General features: G+C 57.3%; 18 protein-coding genes and 1 pseudogene. 10 read left to right on the top strand and 9 right to left on the bottom strand.

Annotated features, from left to right (window positions below; genetic code table 11):
* Positions 1-46 precede the first annotated feature (46 nt).
* On the top strand, positions 47-1,891 hold the full coding sequence (locus ACT3IC_RS18420) for an alpha,alpha-trehalase (protein ID WP_290561614.1): 1,845 nt from the start codon (positions 47-49) through the stop codon (positions 1,889-1,891).
* A gap of 95 nt (positions 1,892-1,986) precedes the next feature.
* Here the strand turns inward: ACT3IC_RS18420 and ACT3IC_RS18415 are convergent, their stop codons facing one another.
* A complete protein-coding gene (locus tag ACT3IC_RS18415; protein WP_103179996.1) occupies positions 1,987-2,241 on the bottom strand; it encodes a GlsB/YeaQ/YmgE family stress response membrane protein in 255 nt (84 codons plus the stop codon).
* Positions 2,242-2,448: 207 nt separating this feature from the next.
* Here ACT3IC_RS18415 and ycgR point away from each other — a divergent pair, with 207 nt between their 5' ends.
* A complete protein-coding gene (gene ycgR, locus ACT3IC_RS18410; RefSeq protein WP_103179997.1) occupies positions 2,449-3,180 on the top strand; it encodes a flagellar brake protein YcgR in 732 nt (243 codons plus the stop codon).
* Positions 3,181-3,216: 36 nt separating this feature from the next.
* On the opposite strand, the gene emtA is transcribed toward ycgR, so the two are convergent.
* Complete coding sequence (gene emtA / locus ACT3IC_RS18405; protein ID WP_103179998.1) at positions 3,217-3,828, bottom strand: membrane-bound lytic murein transglycosylase EmtA; 612 nt, start codon at positions 3,826-3,828, stop codon at positions 3,217-3,219.
* Between the two features lie 113 nt (positions 3,829-3,941).
* Between emtA and ldcA the strand changes: the two genes are divergently transcribed.
* Positions 3,942-4,856 (top strand): muramoyltetrapeptide carboxypeptidase, encoded by a 915-nt coding sequence (gene ldcA / locus ACT3IC_RS18400; RefSeq protein ID WP_159339502.1) that lies wholly within the window; start codon positions 3,942-3,944, stop codon positions 4,854-4,856.
* 98 nt (positions 4,857-4,954) lie between these two features.
* Positions 4,955-6,622: pseudogene (locus ACT3IC_RS18395) on the top strand (potassium/proton antiporter); the annotation flags it as partial.
* Between the two features lie 147 nt (positions 6,623-6,769).
* On the opposite strand, the gene dadX reads toward ACT3IC_RS18395, so the two are convergent.
* The gene (gene dadX, locus ACT3IC_RS18390; protein ID WP_103180001.1) at positions 6,770-7,840 is read right to left on the bottom strand and encodes a catabolic alanine racemase DadX; all 1,071 of its coding nucleotides are present in this window, start codon (positions 7,838-7,840) and stop codon (positions 6,770-6,772) included.
* 12 nt (positions 7,841-7,852) lie between these two features.
* The gene (locus tag ACT3IC_RS18385) at positions 7,853-9,151 is read right to left on the bottom strand and encodes a D-amino acid dehydrogenase (RefSeq protein WP_156654699.1); all 1,299 of its coding nucleotides are present in this window, start codon (positions 9,149-9,151) and stop codon (positions 7,853-7,855) included.
* Between the two features lie 323 nt (positions 9,152-9,474).
* Here ACT3IC_RS18385 and ACT3IC_RS18380 point away from each other — a divergent pair, with 323 nt between their 5' ends.
* The gene (locus tag ACT3IC_RS18380; protein ID WP_103180003.1) at positions 9,475-11,007 is read left to right on the top strand and encodes a SpoVR family protein; all 1,533 of its coding nucleotides are present in this window, start codon (positions 9,475-9,477) and stop codon (positions 11,005-11,007) included.
* 126 nt (positions 11,008-11,133) lie between these two features.
* Here ACT3IC_RS18380 and fadR read toward each other — a convergent pair whose 3' ends face one another.
* Positions 11,134-11,853 (bottom strand): fatty acid metabolism transcriptional regulator FadR, encoded by a 720-nt coding sequence (fadR, locus tag ACT3IC_RS18375; RefSeq protein WP_103180004.1) that lies wholly within the window; start codon positions 11,851-11,853, stop codon positions 11,134-11,136.
* Between the two features lie 200 nt (positions 11,854-12,053).
* On the opposite strand from fadR, the gene nhaB reads away from it, so the two are divergent.
* Both nhaB and dsbB read left to right on the top strand, forming a co-directional pair.
* Entirely contained in the window at positions 12,054-13,592 is a 1,539-nt protein-coding gene (gene nhaB / locus ACT3IC_RS18370) for a sodium/proton antiporter NhaB (protein WP_103180005.1), read from the top strand.
* Positions 13,593-13,733: 141 nt separating this feature from the next.
* Positions 13,734-14,264, top strand: coding sequence for a disulfide bond formation protein DsbB (dsbB, locus tag ACT3IC_RS18365; RefSeq protein WP_103180006.1), 531 nt, complete (start codon positions 13,734-13,736; stop codon positions 14,262-14,264).
* 101 nt (positions 14,265-14,365) lie between these two features.
* Here dsbB and ACT3IC_RS18360 read toward each other — a convergent pair whose 3' ends face one another.
* The 3 genes from ACT3IC_RS18360 to ACT3IC_RS18350 form a co-directional block, all read right to left on the bottom strand.
* Positions 14,366-14,806: a YcgN family cysteine cluster protein gene (locus tag ACT3IC_RS18360; protein ID WP_103180007.1), complete on the bottom strand. Its 441-nt coding sequence runs from the start codon at positions 14,804-14,806 to the stop codon at positions 14,366-14,368.
* A gap of 93 nt (positions 14,807-14,899) precedes the next feature.
* Entirely contained in the window at positions 14,900-15,559 is a 660-nt protein-coding gene (locus tag ACT3IC_RS18355) for a fumarylacetoacetate hydrolase family protein (RefSeq protein WP_103180008.1), read from the bottom strand.
* 46 nt (positions 15,560-15,605) lie between these two features.
* Positions 15,606-15,881: a YcgL domain-containing protein gene (locus tag ACT3IC_RS18350; protein ID WP_103180009.1), complete on the bottom strand. Its 276-nt coding sequence runs from the start codon at positions 15,879-15,881 to the stop codon at positions 15,606-15,608.
* A gap of 126 nt (positions 15,882-16,007) precedes the next feature.
* Between ACT3IC_RS18350 and minC the strand changes: the two genes are divergently transcribed.
* The 3 genes from minC to minE are packed head-to-tail and all read left to right on the top strand — an operon-like array spanning position 16,008 to position 17,809.
* Positions 16,008-16,700 (top strand): septum site-determining protein MinC, encoded by a 693-nt coding sequence (gene minC / locus ACT3IC_RS18345; RefSeq protein ID WP_103180010.1) that lies wholly within the window; start codon positions 16,008-16,010, stop codon positions 16,698-16,700.
* 23 nt (positions 16,701-16,723) lie between these two features.
* The gene (gene minD / locus ACT3IC_RS18340; RefSeq protein WP_103180011.1) at positions 16,724-17,536 is read left to right on the top strand and encodes a septum site-determining protein MinD; all 813 of its coding nucleotides are present in this window, start codon (positions 16,724-16,726) and stop codon (positions 17,534-17,536) included.
* Between the two features lie 3 nt (positions 17,537-17,539).
* Positions 17,540-17,809 (top strand): cell division topological specificity factor MinE, encoded by a 270-nt coding sequence (minE, locus tag ACT3IC_RS18335; RefSeq protein ID WP_103180012.1) that lies wholly within the window; start codon positions 17,540-17,542, stop codon positions 17,807-17,809.
* A gap of 98 nt (positions 17,810-17,907) precedes the next feature.
* Here minE and rnd read toward each other — a convergent pair whose 3' ends face one another.
* Positions 17,908-19,035 carry a ribonuclease D gene (gene rnd, locus ACT3IC_RS18330; RefSeq protein WP_473478514.1) on the bottom strand — a complete coding sequence of 376 codons (1,128 nt, stop codon included), beginning with the start codon at positions 19,033-19,035 and terminating at the stop codon, positions 17,908-17,910.
* Positions 19,036-19,054: the final 19 nt, after the last annotated feature.

Raw genomic sequence — 19,054 nt, 5'->3', positions numbered from 1 at the left:
ATTGATGGTAGCGGTCGCGCTGCCCAGAGAACCCAGGAGAACAACCATGATGAGACCTCAGCAGCAAACAGCATTGCGGCTGGCGATTGGCGGCATCCTGCTTGGGATAACTGCCTTTAGCTATGCGGAAGAACCGTCCGGCGCCCGGAAACAAGCCCCCGATATTCTGTTTGGCCCGCTGTTTAACGATGTGCAAACCGCCAAACTCTTCCCGGATCAAAAAACCTTCGCCGATGCGGTACCGAAAAACGATCCCCAGACGATCCTTGCCGACTACCACATGCAGCGGAAACAGTCCGGCTTTGACCTGCGCCACTTTGTAGAGGTGAACTTCACCCTGCCGACCGAGAAGGAAAAATATGTGCCGCCTGCCGGGCAGAGCCTGCGGGCGCACATTGATGGTCTGTGGCCGGTGCTGACGCGCACTACCTCCAGCGCCGGAAAGTGGGATTCCCTGCTGCCGCTGCCGAAGCCTTACGTGGTGCCGGGCGGACGTTTTCGTGAGATCTACTACTGGGACAGCTACTTCACCATGCTGGGGCTGGCCGAGAGCGGCCACTGGGACAAGGTCGCCAGTATGGTGGACAACTTCGCGTACGAACTGGACAGCTGGGGTCATATCCCTAACGGTAACCGCAGCTACTATCTGAGCCGCTCCCAGCCGCCCTTCTTTGCCATGATGGTGGAGCTGCTGGCGACGCACGATAAAGAGGCACTGAAAAAATACCGTCCACAGATGGAAAAAGAGTACGCCTACTGGATGGAGGGGGTAGATGCCCTTCAGCCGGGCCAGGCCAGCCAGCGGGTGGTGAAGCTCGACGATGGCGCCGTGCTTAACCGTTACTGGGACGATCGCGATACGCCGCGCCCGGAATCGTGGCTGGATGATATCAACACCGCGAAAAAATACCCCAGCCGTCCGGCAACCGAGATCTACCGGGATCTGCGCTCCGCCGCCGCCTCCGGCTGGGACTTCAGCTCACGCTGGATGGACGATCCGCAGCAGCTGGGAACGATCCGCACCACCAGTATCGTGCCGGTGGATCTGAACGCCCTGATGTTCAAGATGGAGAAACTGCTGGCGAAGGCCAGCCAGGAGGGCGGTGACAGCGCCGCAGCCAGCCGTTACGAGGGCCTGGCCTCCGATCGTCAGAAAGCGATGGAGCGCTATCTGTGGAACGAGAAAGAGGGCTGGTACGCCGATTACGATTTGAAAACCAAACAGGTCCGTAATCAGCTGACCGCCGCGGCGCTCTTCCCGCTCTACGTCAAGGCCGCCTCGCAGGAACGCGCGGACAAAACCGCCTCTGCTGCCGAAGCCCAGTTGCTGAAAGCGGGGGGCATTTCGACCACCACCGTTAACAGCGGCCAACAGTGGGATGCCCCTAACGGCTGGGCGCCGTTGCAGTGGGTCGCCACCGAAGGATTGCAGAATTACGGGCAGGATAAAGTGGCGATGGATGTGACGTGGCGCTTCCTCACCAACGTGCAGCACACCTACGATCGCGAGCAGAAGCTGGTAGAGAAATATGATGTTTCCACCACCGGCACTGGCGGCGGCGGCGGTGAATATCCGTTGCAGGATGGCTTCGGCTGGACTAACGGCGTGACGCTGAAAATGTTGGATCTGGTCTGTCCGCAGGCGAACCCGTGCGACAAAGTGCCCGCCACGCGACCCGCGGCCAATGAGGGTTCGGTAACTACCACCCCATCGACTACCGGCGCACAACCTGCGGCGAATGGCACATCCACCACCGGCGACCAGCCAGCGGCGACAAGCACCCCGTCGACAACTAACCCGTCAACGACCACCACAACGCCCCCGGCTACCACCGACCAGCCAGCGGCTAACGATGAAACAGAAACGCAGAAAAGTGTCGGACAGCAGTAACCTCCAGGCCGGGTAAGGCGTATCCGCCACCCGGCATGCCGTTCAGGCTCTGCCCATAAAAAAACGGCTCTTGTAAAAGAGCCGTTTTATCGGTTTCAGGCGCGTCGTACCATCCTGTAGATAAGCAGTACCAGAATGGCACCCACCACAGCCACCAGAAAACTTTGCAGGTTAAATCCGGATACACTGCCGCCGATGCCAAACATCGTCGCCAGCCAGCCGCCGACAACCGCACCGATGATCCCAAGGATACAGGTCACGATAAAGCCGCCGCCATCACGTCCCGGCATGATGAACTTTGCGATAACGCCAGCAATCAGACCAAATACAATCCAGGCGATGATACCCATAGTGTTGCCCTCTTGCAGAGTTAAGCTTGCGCAGGACACCCCCAGCGCAGGTAATAGTAAGTATAGGCAATCGCCGGAAAACCAGTTTTACTACACCGACTTAATTGCGGCTCAGGCGAAAAAAATAATTGCCGGTTTGTATTAAGTTCCGCGGCCCGCTGCCGATAACGCATCCACAGACTGTCATCTAACGAGGAGCCCCGGGGCGTGAGTAATTACAGTGAGCAGTTCCTGAAAACTAATCCGCTGGCTGTATTGGGTGTAGTACGCGATCTGCAAAAAAATGACGTTCCCGTACGTATCAGCTGGGGGAACAACCAGTTCATCAGCAAAATCCTGGATGCTACCCCGGAACGACTGATCATGGATTTGGGCAGTCAGGAGTTTGAAAACCGCTCGGTGTTACGTGCGGAGAATATCACCGTGGCCGCCGATACCCAGGGGGCCAAAGTCGAGTTCGACCTGCCGAAGGTGGAACAGGGTGACTACCAGGCGCTGCCTGCTTTTATCTCGCCGCTGCCGACCTCCGTATGGTGCATTCAGCGCCGGGAGTACTTCCGCATCAATGCCCCGCTGCATCCGGCCTACTTCTGCAAAGCCCGAATGCCTGATAAGAGCATCATTCGTTTCCGCCTGCACGATCTGTCGCTGGGCGGCATGGGTGCGCTGATGGATACCGCGAAACCCGAAGGCCTGGTCGAGGGAATGCGTTTTTCGCAGATCGAGCTGGATATGGGGGGCTGGGGCCGCTTCTTTTTCGATGCGCAGCTGATAACCGTCAGCGAACGTAAAGTGGTGGACAGCAAAAACGAGACCATCACCACGCCGCGTCTGAGTTTCCGGTTTCTTAACGTCGGGCCGGGTCCTGAGCGAGAACTGCAGAAAATCATCTACTCGCTGGAGCGTGAAGCGCGGGAACGTGCCAACAAAGTGCGTTAATCGCCACCGGGCAGCGCGTGGCTGCCCGGCAACCAATTACATAGCGTCCATCGCTTTCTGCACTTTCCAGATATAGCGTGGGGCCTGCGGGGCGGGATGGTTATTGACGACATGATCAAAGAACTCGTCTTTATCCATGTCATTGATTTCGGCGATCGCCTTTTTACGATCCGACGAGAAGGTACGCAACAGCGCGCCCGCGCCGTTCACGTAGGAGACCACCAGCGCATACTGCATCACTTCCGGGTCCTCAATACCGTTCAGGATCCCGTGCTCCAGAATGCTCAGGTAGGCGGTACCCATAGAGATATTGCGTTCCGGGTTCTTCAGCTCGCTGGTGGAGGGTTGCCCGCTCCAGCCCATGTGCCGGTAGACCTCACGCCCGGCGGTGGAGGCTTTCAGCTGCATCAGACCCACCGCGTTTGATTTACTCACCAGGTTCGGGTTCCCACCCGACTCCACCGCAATGATGGCGGTGATCAGCCGTGGGCTGACTCCCCACGCCTCACCTGCTTTTTCACTGATCGGCATCCACTGCATCGCCCGTTTAACCGGGACTTCCGGGTTCCATTCCGGCTTCTGGTAATCCTGCTTTGAACTACAGCCTGCAAGTAGCACAATCAAAAAAGCAAACCATCTTAATTTCACGTCATCTGTCCTTATGGTCATTCATCGCTGTTACCCTATCCTCCGCTTGATGAAGGACGCGCTCAGGCGGCATGATATATACATTCAGCTTTATAAGTCAGCAAGGAAATGCCATGTCTCAGTTTCATCTCATTGCACCATCAGGGTACTGCATTAATCAGGAGGCGGCGCAGCGGGGCGTGGCGCGATTACTGGACGAGGGTCACCAGGTACAAAATCAGACGATTATACCCCGCCGCCAGCAGCGATTTGCTGGTACCGAGGCGGAGCGGCTGAATGATATCAACGCCCTCGCCCGTCTGCCGGGCGCCGACCAGATAGTGCTGCCGGTGCGCGGTGGATACGGCGCCAGCCGCCTGCTGGAACAGATTGACTGGGAGGGCCTGGCGAAACGCCAGCAGCAGGATCCCTTGCTGATCTGCGGCCACAGTGATTTCACCGTGATCCAGCTCGGCCTGCTGGCGCTGCACAACGTCATCACCTTCAGCGGCCCGATGCTGGCGGGCAATTTTGGCGCCCCGGAGCTGAACGCCTTCACGGTAGACCATTTCTGGCGGGCGCTCAGCAACAGTACCTACTTCGTTGAGTGGCCGGGGGATGGCCCGTCGTGCGTGTGCGAAGGCCAGCTGTGGGGCGGCAATCTGGCGATGGTCGTGTCACTTATCGGCACCCGCTGGCTGCCCGCCATTGAGAACGGCATCCTGGTGCTGGAGGATATTAATGAGCATCCGTTCCGCGTAGAACGGATGCTGCTCCAGCTGCATCACGCGGGTATTCTCAACCGTCAGCAGGCGATTGTGCTCGGCAGCTTCAGCGGCGCGACCCCTAACGATTACGATGCCGGATACGATCTGGCAACCATGGTCGATTACCTGCGTTCCCGGATATCGGTGCCGGTTATCAGCGGACTCGACTTCGGCCACGAGCAACGGACCGTTACCCTGCCGCTCGGTGCGCAGGCAACGCTGGTTCACACCCCCGGCAACAGTCGTTTAACCCTGAGCGGGCATCCGGTGCTCCGGGCATAAAAAAAGCCCCTTAAGCGGCGGATTAACGCCCTGTAAGGGGCGTTAATATGATAGGGTTTTACTACTAGTCATCGCGTCAGGCAGGGAGTACGCACACATTGGATGCCGCAGCAATAATCAGTCTTTTTATCCTGGGTTCAGTTCTTGTAACCTGTAGTATTTTATTGAGTTCGTTTTCTTCGCGTCTCGGCATCCCCATTCTGGTTATTTTCCTCGCCATCGGCATGCTGGCGGGGGTTGATGGCATCGGGGGCATCCCCTTCGACAACTACCCGTTTGCGTACATGATCAGTAACCTCGCCCTGGCGGTGATCCTGCTGGATGGCGGGATGCGCACCCAGGCCAGTTCGTTTCGCGTGGCGCTGGGCCCGGCCCTGTCGCTGGCAACGGTCGGGGTGCTAATCACCTCCGGCCTCACCGGGATGATGGCGGCGTGGCTGTTCCACCTTGACCTGATGGAAGGGTTACTGATTGGCGCGATTGTCGGCTCTACCGATGCCGCGGCGGTCTTCTCCCTGCTGGGTGGCAAAGGGCTGAACGAACGTGTCGGCTCGACGCTGGAGATTGAATCCGGCAGTAACGATCCGATGGCGGTGTTTCTCACCATCACCCTGATTGAGATGATCCAGCAGCATGAAACCGGCCTGAGCTGGATGTTCGCCTGGCACATCATTCAACAGTTTGGTCTGGGTATCCTCTTTGGCCTTGGCGGCGGCTATCTGCTGCAACAGATGATCAACCGCATCTCGCTCCCGGGCGGGCTCTATCCGCTGCTGGCGCTGAGCGGCGGGATTTTGATTTTCGCCCTTACCACGGCGCTGGACGGCAGCGGCATTCTGGCGGTCTATCTCTGCGGTTTCCTGCTCGGCAACCGTCCAATCCGCAACCGCTTTGGCATTCTGCAAAACTTCGATGGCCTGGCCTGGCTGGCGCAGATTGGCATGTTCCTGGTGCTGGGGCTGCTGGTGACGCCGTCGGATCTGCTACCGATTGCCGTTCCGGCGCTGATGCTGTCACTGTGGATGATCTTCTTTGCCCGTCCGCTGTCGGTCTTCGCCGGACTGCTGCCTTTCAGAGGCTTTAACCTGCGCGAGCGGGTGTTTATCAGCTGGGTGGGACTGCGCGGTGCGGTGCCGATCATCCTCGCAGTGTTCCCGATGATGGCTGGGCTCGATAATTCCCGTCTCTTCTTCAACGTGGCGTTCTTCGTGGTGCTGGTGTCGCTGCTGTTCCAGGGCACGTCGCTGTCGTGGGCGGCGAAAAAAGCGAAGGTGGTGATCCCACCGGTGGGCTGGCCGGTCTCCCGCGTGGGGCTGGATCTTCACCCTGAAAACCCCTGGGAGCAGTTTGTGTACCAGCTCAGCGCCGATAAGTGGTGCGTGGGCGCCTCGCTGCGCGACCTCCATATGCCCGCCGAGACGCGCATTGCCGCCCTCTTCCGCGATAATGCCCTGCTGCATCCGACCGGCAGCACCCGGCTGCGCGAGGGAGATATTCTCTGTGTGATTGGTCGCGAGCATGACCTTCCTGCCCTTGGCAAGCTCTTCAGCCAGTCGCCGCCGGTGGCACTGGATCAGCGCTTCTTCGGGGACTTTATTCTGGAAGCCAGCGCCAAATTTGCCGACGTGGCGATGATTTACGGTCTGGATGTCGGGCTGGAGTATCGCGATAACCAGCAGACCCTGGGCGAGATCGTGCAGAAGCAGCTCGGTGCCGCGCCGGTCGTGGGTGACCAGGTGGAGTTTGCCGGGATGATCTGGACGGTGGCGGAGAAAGAGGATAACGCGGTGCTGAGGGTGGGCGTGCGCGTGGCGGAGGATGCCGAAGAGTAGGCCGGTTTGCCGGGTGGCGGCTACGCCTTACCCGGCCTACGGGTTTTGTAGGCCCGGCAAGCGTCGCGCCGCCGGGCGATGTTACACAACGACGATCGGTACTCGTGGCGCTAACGCCGTTAACAGCTCATACCCGACGGTGCCCGCGGCGGCGGCGACATCGTCCACTTTCACCTCGTTGCCCCACAGCTCAACCGGCGTACCGATCCCCGCATGCGGGCACGGCGTCAGGTCAATCGCCAGCATATCCATCGACACCGTGCCGACCGTGCCGGTGCGCACGCCGTCCACCCATACCGGGGTACCGGAAGGGGCAACGCGCGGATAGCCGTCGGCATAACCCCCGGCGACGATGCCGATCCGCTGTTCGCCCGACGCACGATAGCGGCTGCCGTAACCCACGGTATCCCCCGCTTTCAGGGTCTGGACGCCAATGATCTCACTGCGCAGGGTCATCACCGGCTTCAGGCCGCTGTTGGCGATATCCTGCCACTGACCCGACGGCGAGGCGCCGTAGAGGATGATCCCCGGACGCACCCAGTCAAAATGCGCCTCCGGATGCCAGAGCGTTGCCGCCGAGTTGGAAAGCGAACGCGGACAGGCCAGACCTTCTGCTGCCTGCTCGATGCGCTTCATCGGTTCGACAATGCCCTCCGTCTTTTCCGCATCGGCAAAATGGGCCATCAGGGTCATTTCGCCGACGTTCTTCAGCGCCCGCAGCTGTTGCCAGACGCTGTGCACGCGCTCCGGCTGGAAACCGAGCCGGTTCATACCGCTGTTCATTTTCAGGTAGATATCGAGCGGGGCATGCAGCTTCGCATTCTGTAGCGCCTTGACCTGCCAGTTGCTGTGCACGCTGGTAGTCAGGCGGTACTTATCGAACAGCGGCAGTTCATCGCTGTGGAAGAAGCCTTCGAGCATCAGAATCGGCCCTTTCCAGCCGCGCTCGCGCAGCAGGATCGCCTCTTCAAGGTTGAGCAGCGCAAAACCATCCGTTGCGCTTAACGCGCTCCAGATGCGGTCCAGACCGTGGCCGTAAGCATTGGCTTTGACCACGGTCCAGACGCGTGAAGCGGGCGCAGCGCGACGGACAATTTGCAGATTATCCTTCAGGGCCTGCAGATCCATCTGAGCCAGAACAGGACGGGACATGACGACTCCTTGTTAGTTATGCGCGCCGTGTAAATGTTGTGGACGTGACGGCGTGAATCCCGGACGGTAGCGCGCAACGCTTAAATCATCAAACGGAATAGCGGGTGTGCGCCCGGAGATCAAATCACTGAGTAGCTGCCCTGAACCGCAGGCCATTGTCCAGCCCAGCGTACCGTGTCCGGTGTTTAGCCACAGGTTTTTAAACGGTGTCCGCCCGACCACCGGGGTACCGTCCGGGGTCATTGGACGCAGCCCGGTCCAGAAGGTCGCCTGTTCGATAAAGCCGCCGCGCGGGAAGAGATCGCCAACGACCATCTCCAGCGTTTCCCGACGCGGTTTCAGCAGCTCAGTGTTAAAGCCGACGATTTCCGCCATTCCTCCCACGCGGATCCGGTTGTCAAAACGGGTGATCGCGATTTTGTAGGTTTCATCAAGGATAGTTGAAACCGGGGCACCGCTCTCCTCTTTGACCGGAATAGTGAGCGAATAACCTTTCAGCGGGTAGACCGGAATGTCCACAATCCCTTTCAGCATGGCGGTAGAGTAAGAGCCAAAAGCCATCACGTAAGCGTCGGCCTTCACCACCTCGTCGCCACACAGCACGCCATAGATGTTATCCCCTTCGTAGAGAAGTTTATCGACACCGGTGTTGTAGCGGAATTTGACGCCGGCCTGCTCGGCCATCTGCGCCAGATTCTGGGTAAAGAGCTGGCAGTCGCCGGTCTCGTCATTAGGCAGACGCAGACCGCCGGTCAGCTTATGCGCGACTTCCGCCAGGGCCGGTTCCACCTGCGCCAGCTGGCTCGCTTCCAGCAGCTGATACGGGACGCCCGCATCCTTGAGTACAGCGATATCACGGGTGGCGTTTTCGTACTGCTGGGCGGTGCGGAACAGCTGCAGGGTGCCTCCCTGACGGCCTTCATACTGGATACCGGTGGCGGCACGCAGCGCTTTCAGGCAGTCGCGGCTGTACTCTGCCAGACGCACCATCCGTCCTTTGTTTTCCATGTAGTGCGAAGTGTCGCAGTTGCGCAGCATCTGCCACATCCACTTCAGCTGGAACTGAGTGCCGTCGAGACTGATCGCCAGCGGCGCATGACGCTGGAACATCCACTTAATCGCCTTCAGCGGTACGCCCGGTGCCGCCCACGGCGCCGCGTAGCCCGGAGAGATTTGTCCGGCGTTCGCCGCGCTGGTCTCCAGTGCCGGACCCGGTTCCCGATCGATGACGGTTACATCATGCCCGGCCTGACTTAAATACCAGGCGCTGGTCACACCAACGACGCCACTTCCCAGTATGACAACACGCATAGCCACTCCATTTATAAGCAAAAGAACAATCTTCTGGTTACACATTGATAACCCAGATGAAAATATTATTCAACATAGGCATTTTTTATGGTGACTTACCTCACACCTTCCCCCTATGACGGGGCTGTGGCGTATTTGGCATCTCATGCTGCGCGGCATTTTTAACCAGCAGATTATGCTGTTACCCACCCCCTTTTCGTCATGCCCGCGACGGGAAATCGCAAAGAAAAAAATAGCGCACCAGCACGCTTTTGAATGGCGTGTTCTATGCTTGAAAAGAGGTTCTCCAGACAGAGAGAGCTACCAACAACGAGGGCGCGCTAATGGCTACTATTGATTCCATGAATAAGGACACCACTCGTCTGAGCGATGGACCCGACTGGACATTCGAGCTGCTGGACACCTATCTGGCGGAAATTGACCGGGTGGCAAAACTCTACCGTCTGGACGCCTATCCCCATCAAATCGAAGTGATCACCTCCGAACAGATGATGGACGCTTACTCCAGCGTCGGGATGCCCATTAACTATACCCACTGGTCGTTTGGTAAAAAATTCATTGAGACCGAACGGCTCTACAAGCACGGTCAGCAGGGGCTGGCCTATGAGATCGTCATTAACTCTAACCCCTGTATCGCCTACCTGATGGAAGAGAACACCATCACCATGCAGGCGCTGGTAATGGCGCACGCCTGCTACGGGCACAACTCGTTTTTCAAAAATAACTACCTGTTCCGCAGCTGGACCGACGCCAGCTCGATTGTCGATTACCTGATCTTCGCCCGAAACTACATTACCGAATGCGAAGAGCGCTACGGGGTGGAAGAGGTCGAGAAGCTGCTGGACTCCTGCCATGCGCTGATGAACTACGGCGTGGATCGCTACAAACGTCCGCAGAAGATCTCCTTGCAGGAGGAGAAAGCCCGGCAGAAAAGCCGTGAAGAGTATCTGCAAAGCCAGGTGAATACCCTGTGGCGTACCCTGCCGAAACGGGAAGAGGAGAAAGCGGTTCCCGAAGCACGCCGTTATCCCTCTGAGCCGCAGGAGAACCTGCTCTACTTTATGGAGAAGAACGCCCCGCTGCTGGAGCCGTGGCAGCGTGAGATCCTGCGCATCGTGCGCAAGGTGAGTCAGTACTTCTACCCGCAAAAGCAGACCCAGGTGATGAACGAGGGCTGGGCCACCTTCTGGCACTACACTATCCTCAATCACCTCTATGACGAAGGCAAAGTGACCGAACGCTTTATGCTGGAGTTCCTGCACAGCCACACCAACGTGGTGTTCCAGCCGCCTTACAACAGCCCGTGGTACAGCGGTATTAACCCTTATGCGCTGGGCTTTGCCATGTTCCAGGATATCAAGCGTATCTGCCAGAACCCGACGGACGAGGATAAATACTGGTTCCCGGATATCGCCGGTTCCGACTGGCTGGAGACGCTCCATTTTGCGATGCGCGACTTTAAAGATGAGAGCTTTATCAGCCAGTTCCTGTCGCCGAAGGTGATGCGTGATTTCCGCCTGTTTACGGTGCTGGATGACGATCACAACAACTATCTGGAAATTTCGGCGATCCACAACGAAGAGGGATACCGTGAGATCCGCTCCCGTCTCTCGGCCCAGTACAACTTAAGCAATCTGGAGCCGAATATTCAGGTCTGGAATGTGGATCTGCGCGGGGATCGCTCCCTGACGCTGCGCTATATCCCGCATAACCGCGCGCCGCTGGATAAAGGACGTAAAGAGGTGCTGAAGCACGTACATCGTCTGTGGGGCTTTGACATTCTGCTTGAACAGCAGAACGAAGATGGCAGCGTGGAGTTGCTGGAGCGCTGCCCACCTAAGGGTAATATCCTTTAGGCCGGTATCGCCTGTTTGCCGGGTGGCGTTCGCTTATCCGGCAAACATATATTGCGGATTTTGTAGGCCGGGTAAGGCTTAGCCGCCACCCGGCAAAAAAACCTCTCAGATGAGAGGTTTTTTATTTTATCGGCCGTGGATGGAGAGATCGCCCGGCAGGGTCTTCTGCATCCGGTGCCAGATCTCGCCGCTGTCGCGACCGTAGCGACGCACGATGTCATACACCTGATCGTGCTGGCCTTCGGCACAGAGTTCGCTCAGCTTGTGATAGAAGCCCAGCGCGAGGCTGCGGGCTTCCGGATTGGCGAAGTAGTGACGACCGATGCGGGTATAGAGCCCTTTCATGCCGTTGAGGATCAGGCCGTAAATTGGGTTGCCGGAGGCAAACGCCAGCCCGCGGAAGACGTTGTAATCCAGCAGCGCAAAGGCGTCGGCGTGATCTTCCACCGCCGTAGCGCGGGCGAGCACCTCCTGCGCCTTATCCGGATGCTGGCGAAACGCCGTGCGGATAAAGATGGTAGCGATGTTGGTGCGCACGGAGAGCAGATTGTCGATCAGCTGCGGCACGCTCTCGTGATCGAGGCGCGCAAGCGTTTCAAGGATATTCAGACCCGACGTTTCCCAGAAGTTATTCACTTTGGTCGGTTTGCCGTGTTGGATCGTCAGCCAGCCGTCGCGTGCCAGTCGCTGCAACACTTCACGTAAGGTGGTACGTGTGACGCCAATCAGTTCAGAGAGTTCGCGTTCTGCGGGAAGAATCGAGCCTGGGGGGAAACGGTTGTTCCAGATGCTTTCGATAATATACTCTTCCGCGAAACCCGCCGGGCTTTGCGCCTTTATTACCATAGTGAGTTTTCCATTCCACTGCTTTTTACAAAATTCACTCATCATACCAGAGGCAGACAGAGGCAGATAGCGCAGCGAGGCGAGAAAAAAGGGATCGCCGTTTTATTTTTATCATTTAAAAAAACGCGGCCTGCGCTCCTTCCCCGGCGCCATTTGCGTATACTTAGTGCGTAATTATGTGACGGGCAAGGAAATCTGTTGTGAAAATGTCGTATCGTCGCGCCCTTTGGCGCAATTTTTTAGGCCAGTCTCCCGACTGGTACAAACTGGCTCTGGTTATCTTCCTGGTAATTAACCCGCTTATCTTTATGGTGAGTCCTTTTGCCGCAGGCTGGTTGCTGGTGGCAGAGTTCATCTTTACCCTGGCCATGGCGCTGAAGTGTTACCCCCTGCTGCCGGGCGGCCTGCTGGCCTTCGAGGCGGTAGCAATAGGGATGACCAGTGCGGAACACGTGAGAGAAGAGCTGGCGTCCAACCTGGAAGTGCTCCTGCTGCTGATGTTTATGGTGGCCGGGATCTATTTTATGAAGCAGCTGCTGCTGTTCATTTTTACCCGCCTGCTGTTGAGCATCCCCTCAAAAAGACTGCTGTCGCTGGCCTTCTGTCTGGCGGCCGCTTTTTTATCGGCCTTCCTCGATGCATTGACCGTGGTGGCAGTGGTGATCAGCGTCGCCGTCGGCTTTTACGGGATTTATCACCGGGTGGCCTCTTCCCAGCCGGCATCGGGCATGCAGGATGACAGTCAGGTTGATGCCCACCAGCGCGACGTGCTGGAGCAGTTTCGCGCCTTTCTGCGCAGCCTGATGATGCATGCTGGCGTGGGGACTGCGCTGGGCGGCGTCATGACCATGGTCGGCGAGCCGCAGAACCTGATTATCGCCAAAGCTGCGGACTGGAATTTTATCGAATTTTTCCTGCGCGTTGCTCCCGTCAGCGTGCCGGTGCTGGTGTGCGGCCTGCTCACCTGCTGGCTGGTAGAGAAGTTCAGGTGGTTTGGTTACGGCACCCTGCTGCCGAATCAGGTGCGCGACGTGCTGCAACGCTTCGACGAAGAGAGCCGCAGCCAGCGTACCCGTCAGCAGCGGCTGGCGCTGATTTCCCAGGGCATCATTGGCGTCTGGCTGATTATCGCCCTGGCGTTTCATCTGGCGGAGGTGGGACTGATTGGTCTGTCGGTCATTATCCTGGCGACCACCTTCTCCGGCGTGACGGATGAACATGCCATCGGTAAAGCCTTTACCGAAGCGCTGCCGTTTACCGCGCTGCTGGCGGTCTTTTTCGCGGTAGTGGCGGTGATCGTCGATCAGCACCTGTTTGGGCCGATCATTAACTTCGTGCTACAGGCGGCTCCCGATGCCCAGCTGTCGCTGTTTTATCTGTTTAACGGCCTGCTGTCGGCCATCTCCGATAACGTCTTTGTCGGTTCGGTCTATATCAACGAAGCGAAAGCGGCGATGGAGAGTGGTATCATCGACCGGGAGCAGTTTGAACTGCTGGCGGTGGCGATCAACACCGGCACCAACCTGCCTTCCGTGGCCACGCCAAACGGTCAGGCGGCCTTCCTGTTCTTACTGACCTCCACCCTCGCCCCACTTATCCGCCTCTCTTATGGCCGGATGGTATGGATGGCGCTGCCTTATAGCCTGGTGTTAACCGCTGTGGGTTTGCTGTGCGTCAAAATTACCCTCATTCCTTTTACCCAATGGATGCTGCAGGCAGGTATACTGGCGACGCATTAAATGAGTCGGCCGGGCGGTCATTGCCCGGCTGCACTTGTGCATGATAAGTATTCGATTACGTTATATTTTACGCGCTGAAGCTGGCGCGTAGATTGATTTCGTTTACACTGCGCTTTCTATACCTGCTCCAGGGAAATGATTATGTTGAAATTTTTGAACCAGTGCTCGCGCGGTCGCGGGGCGTGGTTGTTGTTGGCCCTGACCGCCTTCGTGTTAGAAATGGTGGCATTGTGGTTCCAGCACGTAATGCTGCTGAAGCCATGCGTACTCTGTATCTATGAACGCTGCGCGCTGTTTGGCGTCATGGGCGCGGGTCTGGTGGGCGCCATCGCCCCAAAAAGCCCGCTGCGCTATGGTGCCATTGCCATCTGGCTTTACAGTGCCGGTAAAGGCCTGCAACTGGCCTGGGAGCACACCATGATCCAGCTGCACCCGTCGCCGTTCCAGACCTGTGACTTTGCCGCCAGCTTTCCGAGCTGGTTGCCGCTGGACAAGTGGCTGCCGCAGGTCTTTGTGGCTACCGGTGACTGCGCCGTGCGTCAGTGGGAATTCCTGACCCTGGAGATGCCGCAGTGGCTGGTGGGCATTTTTGCCGCCTACCTGATCGTGGCGCTGCTGGTGCTGATTGCCCAGCCGTTTAAAGCGAAAAAACGCGATCTGTTTGGTCGTTGATGCCCGGCGGCGCTTCGCTTGCACGGGCCTACGGGTAAGCGCAGCGTCACCCGGCAATAAAGCCGCACATTAAAAAACCCGCCTTGGCGGGTTTTTTATTATCAGCGGTTGGGATGATTCAGAATATGGTCTTCCCAGTCCCGCACCTCGGACTCTTTCACCGCGATATGACGCACGGAGATCCGCTCGCCGTGCATCGCCGCTTTTGAGCCGGTCAGCAGCGGGTGCCACGCCGGCAGATCTTTCCCTTCCGCCAGCAGGCGGTAGGCGCAGGTCGGGGGCAGCCATTCGAAGGTCGGCAGGTTATCCCGGGTCAGCTTGATGCAGTCCGGCTCCAGCTCGAAACGCCGCTCGTAGTTGCGGCACTGGCAGGTTTTGATATTCAGCTGATTACAGGCGACATTGGTGAAATAGATTTCGTCCGAGTCTTCATCCATCAGCTTATGCAGGCAGCACTGCCCGCAACCATCGCACAGCGATTCCCACTCGGCGTCGGTCATGTTGTCGAGAGTTTTGCTTTGCCAGAAAGGGATTTCGCTCATAAGGATGTCCACACGTCAAAATAAAGCGCACCTTATAACCAGTCTGGCACCTCGATGCAAGTTTTGCCGCCCGAAAAGCGCGGCAAGCGAGGATTACAGTACGCGTGTTTTTAGTGACAGACCGTTGACGGATAGGTCCAGCTCATCGCCACTGTGCAGCGGCCCCACCCCTTCCGGGGTGCCGGTGAGGATCACATCGCCCGGTTTCAGGGTGAAGTAACGGCTCATATAGGCAATCAGCGGCACAATCTTATGGATCATGTCAGAGGTAGAGCCCTGCTGACGCACTTCGCCGTTAATTTTCAGGCTCAGGGTCGTATTCTGCGGATCGTCCTGGAACTCCGCCGCCGGTACAAACCCGGAGATGGGGCAGGAATTATCAAAACCTTTGGCTTTCTCCCACGGCTGGCCCGCTTTTTTCATTTTGCCCTGCACCTCGCGCAGGGTGAGATCCAGCGCCACACCATAACCGGCAATCGCCTTCTGCACATGATCTTCAGAGGCCTGGCGCAGCGTGGCGCCAATCAGCACCGCCAGCTCCACTTCGTGGTGCACCGACCCCAGCCCCTGCGGGATCACCAGCGGCTGGCGGATATCGCAGAGTGCGGTTTCGGGTTTAATAAACAGCACCGGCTCGTCCGGAACTGCACTGCCCATTTCCTGAATATGCTTTGCGTAATTACTGCCCACACAGACGACTTTACTGACCGGATAATCCAGCAAGGCGCCTTGCCAGTTATGATGCTGATACATAATGAGCCCCTAAAGGTTAATGTAACGCTGACAGATTAATCTCAAACTATTTTTTCCCCAGCGCCTCAAGATGCTGTTTGAGTAAATTCTCTTGCGGCGGAGGGAGTTGTAAATAATAGCCCTGTTCGGCTAACGCGCTTTTTACTTTTTCCAGATCGGCGTTCTTCAGCTGCTTACGCCCGTCAAGCGGCATGAGCATCACCAGTTGCGGCTTACCGAAGCTCTTCATCAGCGCCTCAGGCACACGGGAAAAATCGTCTTTTTTTTCGACATAAAGATAGGTCTGGTCGCGCTGGGTACTTCTGTAGATCACACAAAACATATATTTACTCAGAATTAACGGGGAGGGTGACTTGCCTCAATATAATTGTGACTATAACATGCCTGATACTCTTCGGAATATCACGACGCACACGCCGTGGTAAAAAGCAAATTGAGTAAGGCCAGGATGTCAAACACGCCAATCGAGCTTAAAGGCAGTAGCTTCACCTTATCAGTGGTTCATTTGCATGAAGCAAAACCCGAGGTTATTCGTCAGGCGTTAGAAGACAAAATCGCCCAGGCGCCCGCATTTCTGAAACATGCGCCCGTCGTCATTAACGTCAGCGATCTTGAAGCGCCGATTAACTGGCAGCAGCTGCAACAGGCGGTCTTAGCCACCGGGCTGCGGATTGTCGGCATCAGCGGCTGTAAAGATCCTGAACTGAAAGCCGAAATCGACGAGGCGGGTCTTCCGCTGCTCACCGAAGGTAAAGATAAAGCCCCGCGCGCAGAGCCCCCTGCCCCGCCTGAACTTCCTGTTACACCCGCCACAAAAACGCGTTTGATCGACCTGCCGGTACGTTCCGGGCAGCGTATTTATGCGCCAAATTGTGACCTTATTGTAACAAACCACGTCAGCGCAGGAGCGGAGCTTATTGCCGATGGCAATATTCATATCTATGGCTCAATGCGAGGCCGGGCGCTGGCAGGCGCCAGTGGCGATCGCGATGCGCAAATTTTTTGTACCCACCTGGAGGCGGAGCTGGTCTCCATCGCAGGTGTTTACTGGCTGAGCGATAACATCCCGGCCGAATTTTCTGGCAAAGCAGCGCGTTTGCGTCTGGCAGACAACGCTTTGACCGTTCAACCGTTGAATTGATCCCTTTTTAACAAGGAATTTCTATGGCACGCATTATTGTTGTTACTTCGGGTAAAGGAGGCGTTGGCAAGACCACCTCCAGCGCGGCCATCGCTACTGGTTTGGCCCAGAAGGGAAAGAAAACTGTCGTTATCGACTTTGATATCGGCCTGCGTAACCTTGACCTGATTATGGGTTGTGAACGCCGCGTGGTTTACGACTTTGTAAACGTGATTCAGGGTGATGCCACGCTGAATCAGGCAATGATTAAAGATAAGCGTACCGACAATCTCTATATTCTTCCCGCTTCCCAGACGCGCGACAAAGACGCGCTGACCCGTGAAGGCGTGGAAAAAGTGCTCGATGAGCTGAACAAGATGGACTTCGATTTCGTGATCTGCGATTCACCTGCGGGCATCGAAACCGGTGCGCTGATGGCGCTCTACTTCGCCGATGAAGCGATCATCACCACCAACCCGGAAGTCTCATCCGTGCGCGACTCGGACCGTATTTTAGGTATCCTTGCCTCAAAATCCCGTCGAGCGGAAAATGGTCAGGAACCGATCAAAGAGCACCTGCTGCTGACCCGCTATAATCCGGGTCGTGTCAGCAAAGGTGATATGCTGAGTATGGAAGACGTGCTGGAGATCCTGCGCATCAAACTGGTTGGCGTTATCCCGGAAGATCAATCCGTGCTGCGCGCCTCTAACCAGGGTGAACCGGTTATCCTCGACGCCAACGCAGACGCGGGTAAAGCGTATGCGGACACTGTGGATCGTCTGCTCGGAGAAGAACGTCCTTTCCGCTTCATTGAAGAAGAGAAGAAAGGTTTCCTCAAACGCCTGTTCGGAGGATAAGTTATGGCATTACTGGACTTTTTTCTCTCGCGGAAAAAAAACACCGCCAACATCGCTAAAGAACGACTTCAGATCATCGTGGCGGAACGCCGCCGCAGCGACGCTGAACCGCACTATCTGCCGCAGCTGCGCAAAGACATCCTGGAAGTGATCTGCAAATACGTGCAGATCGACCCGGAAATGGTCACCGTGCAGCTGGAGCAAAAAGACGGAGATATCTCGATTCTGGAGCTCAACGTCACCCTGCCGGAAGCGGAAGAGTCGCGTTCATAAACGTGCGTATTGCCGGGCGGCACGTCGTTTGCCCGGCCTACGGTTTGTCGTTTTGTAGCCCCGGCAAGCGCAGCGCCGCCGGGGGTTACAGATCGCGCTTACTGCGGATACTCATCCAGTAACGCATTCAGGCGATCGGCCATCAATTCCCCGCGCCATCCGGCAATCAGTTCCGGCGTGCCGTTTTGCGGTTTCAGCTTCCAGTGCGCGTTCAGCAGCTGGTTGATCTGACGGCGTGAGGCCAGCAGCTCGGCGCTGACTTTGCTCTCTGACGCCACCTCCTGCACCAGGGCCTTGATCGCCTTAAATGCTTTGCGATACCCTGGCATATCCATCAGATTCAGCAGCGGCTCCGGCAGCGCCTCATCCGGCAGTTGCTGAGCTTTCGCCACCAGCGCCAGCAGCGTTTTCCCGTGGAAACGGATCTCCGAACCCGAAAGCCCGATACTGTCCAGCTCGCCCATGCTGCCCGGCATGTACCGCGCCACGGCCCAGAGATGCTCCTCACGCACCACAAAATTCACCGCCAGGTCACGCTCACGCGCCTTACGCAGACGCCAGTCGGCCAGCAGTTGCAGACAGGCCAGCTGACGAGTGCGCAGCTGCCAGGCGTTGGTGATGTCGCGCCACGCCTCTTTCGGGTCGGCGATCTCCTGACGACGCTGCTGCGTCATCTGGCACTCATTCAGCGCCGCAGCCAGCCAGCCGGAGGCTTCGGCCTCTTTCATCAATTGACTGGCGATGGGCAGCAGGTAGAACACATCCGCCGCCGCGTAGTCGAGCTGACGTTCGGTCAGCGGACGCGCCAGCCAGTCGGTGCGGGATTCGCTCTTGTCGATGACAAGGCCGGTATACTCTTCCACCATGGCAGCAAAGCCCCATGATAGTGGACGACCCGCAAACGCGGCGAGGATCTGGGTATCAATCAGCGGCTGCGGCATGATGCCGAAGGTGTTGAGGAAAACTTCCAGATCTTCACTGCCGGCATGCAGATATTTGGTGATGGCGGTGTCCAGCAGCAACTCACGCATCGGCGTCCAGTCGGTGATCCCCAGCGGATCGATAAGCGATACCCGTTTGCCGTCATACAGTTGGATGAGACCCAGCTGCGGGTAGTAAGTGCGGGTACGAACAAACTCGGTGTCCAGCGCGATGGCGGATGCATCGCGGGTGAGATCGCACAGCGAAGCCAGTTCGTCGTTGGTGGTGATCATCTGGTAATTCAAATCATTTTCTCTATGGTTT

The organism is Leclercia sp. GHBNCSD (genome assembly GCF_055805075.1).
This window is presented reverse-complemented; position numbering and strand designations above follow the sequence as displayed.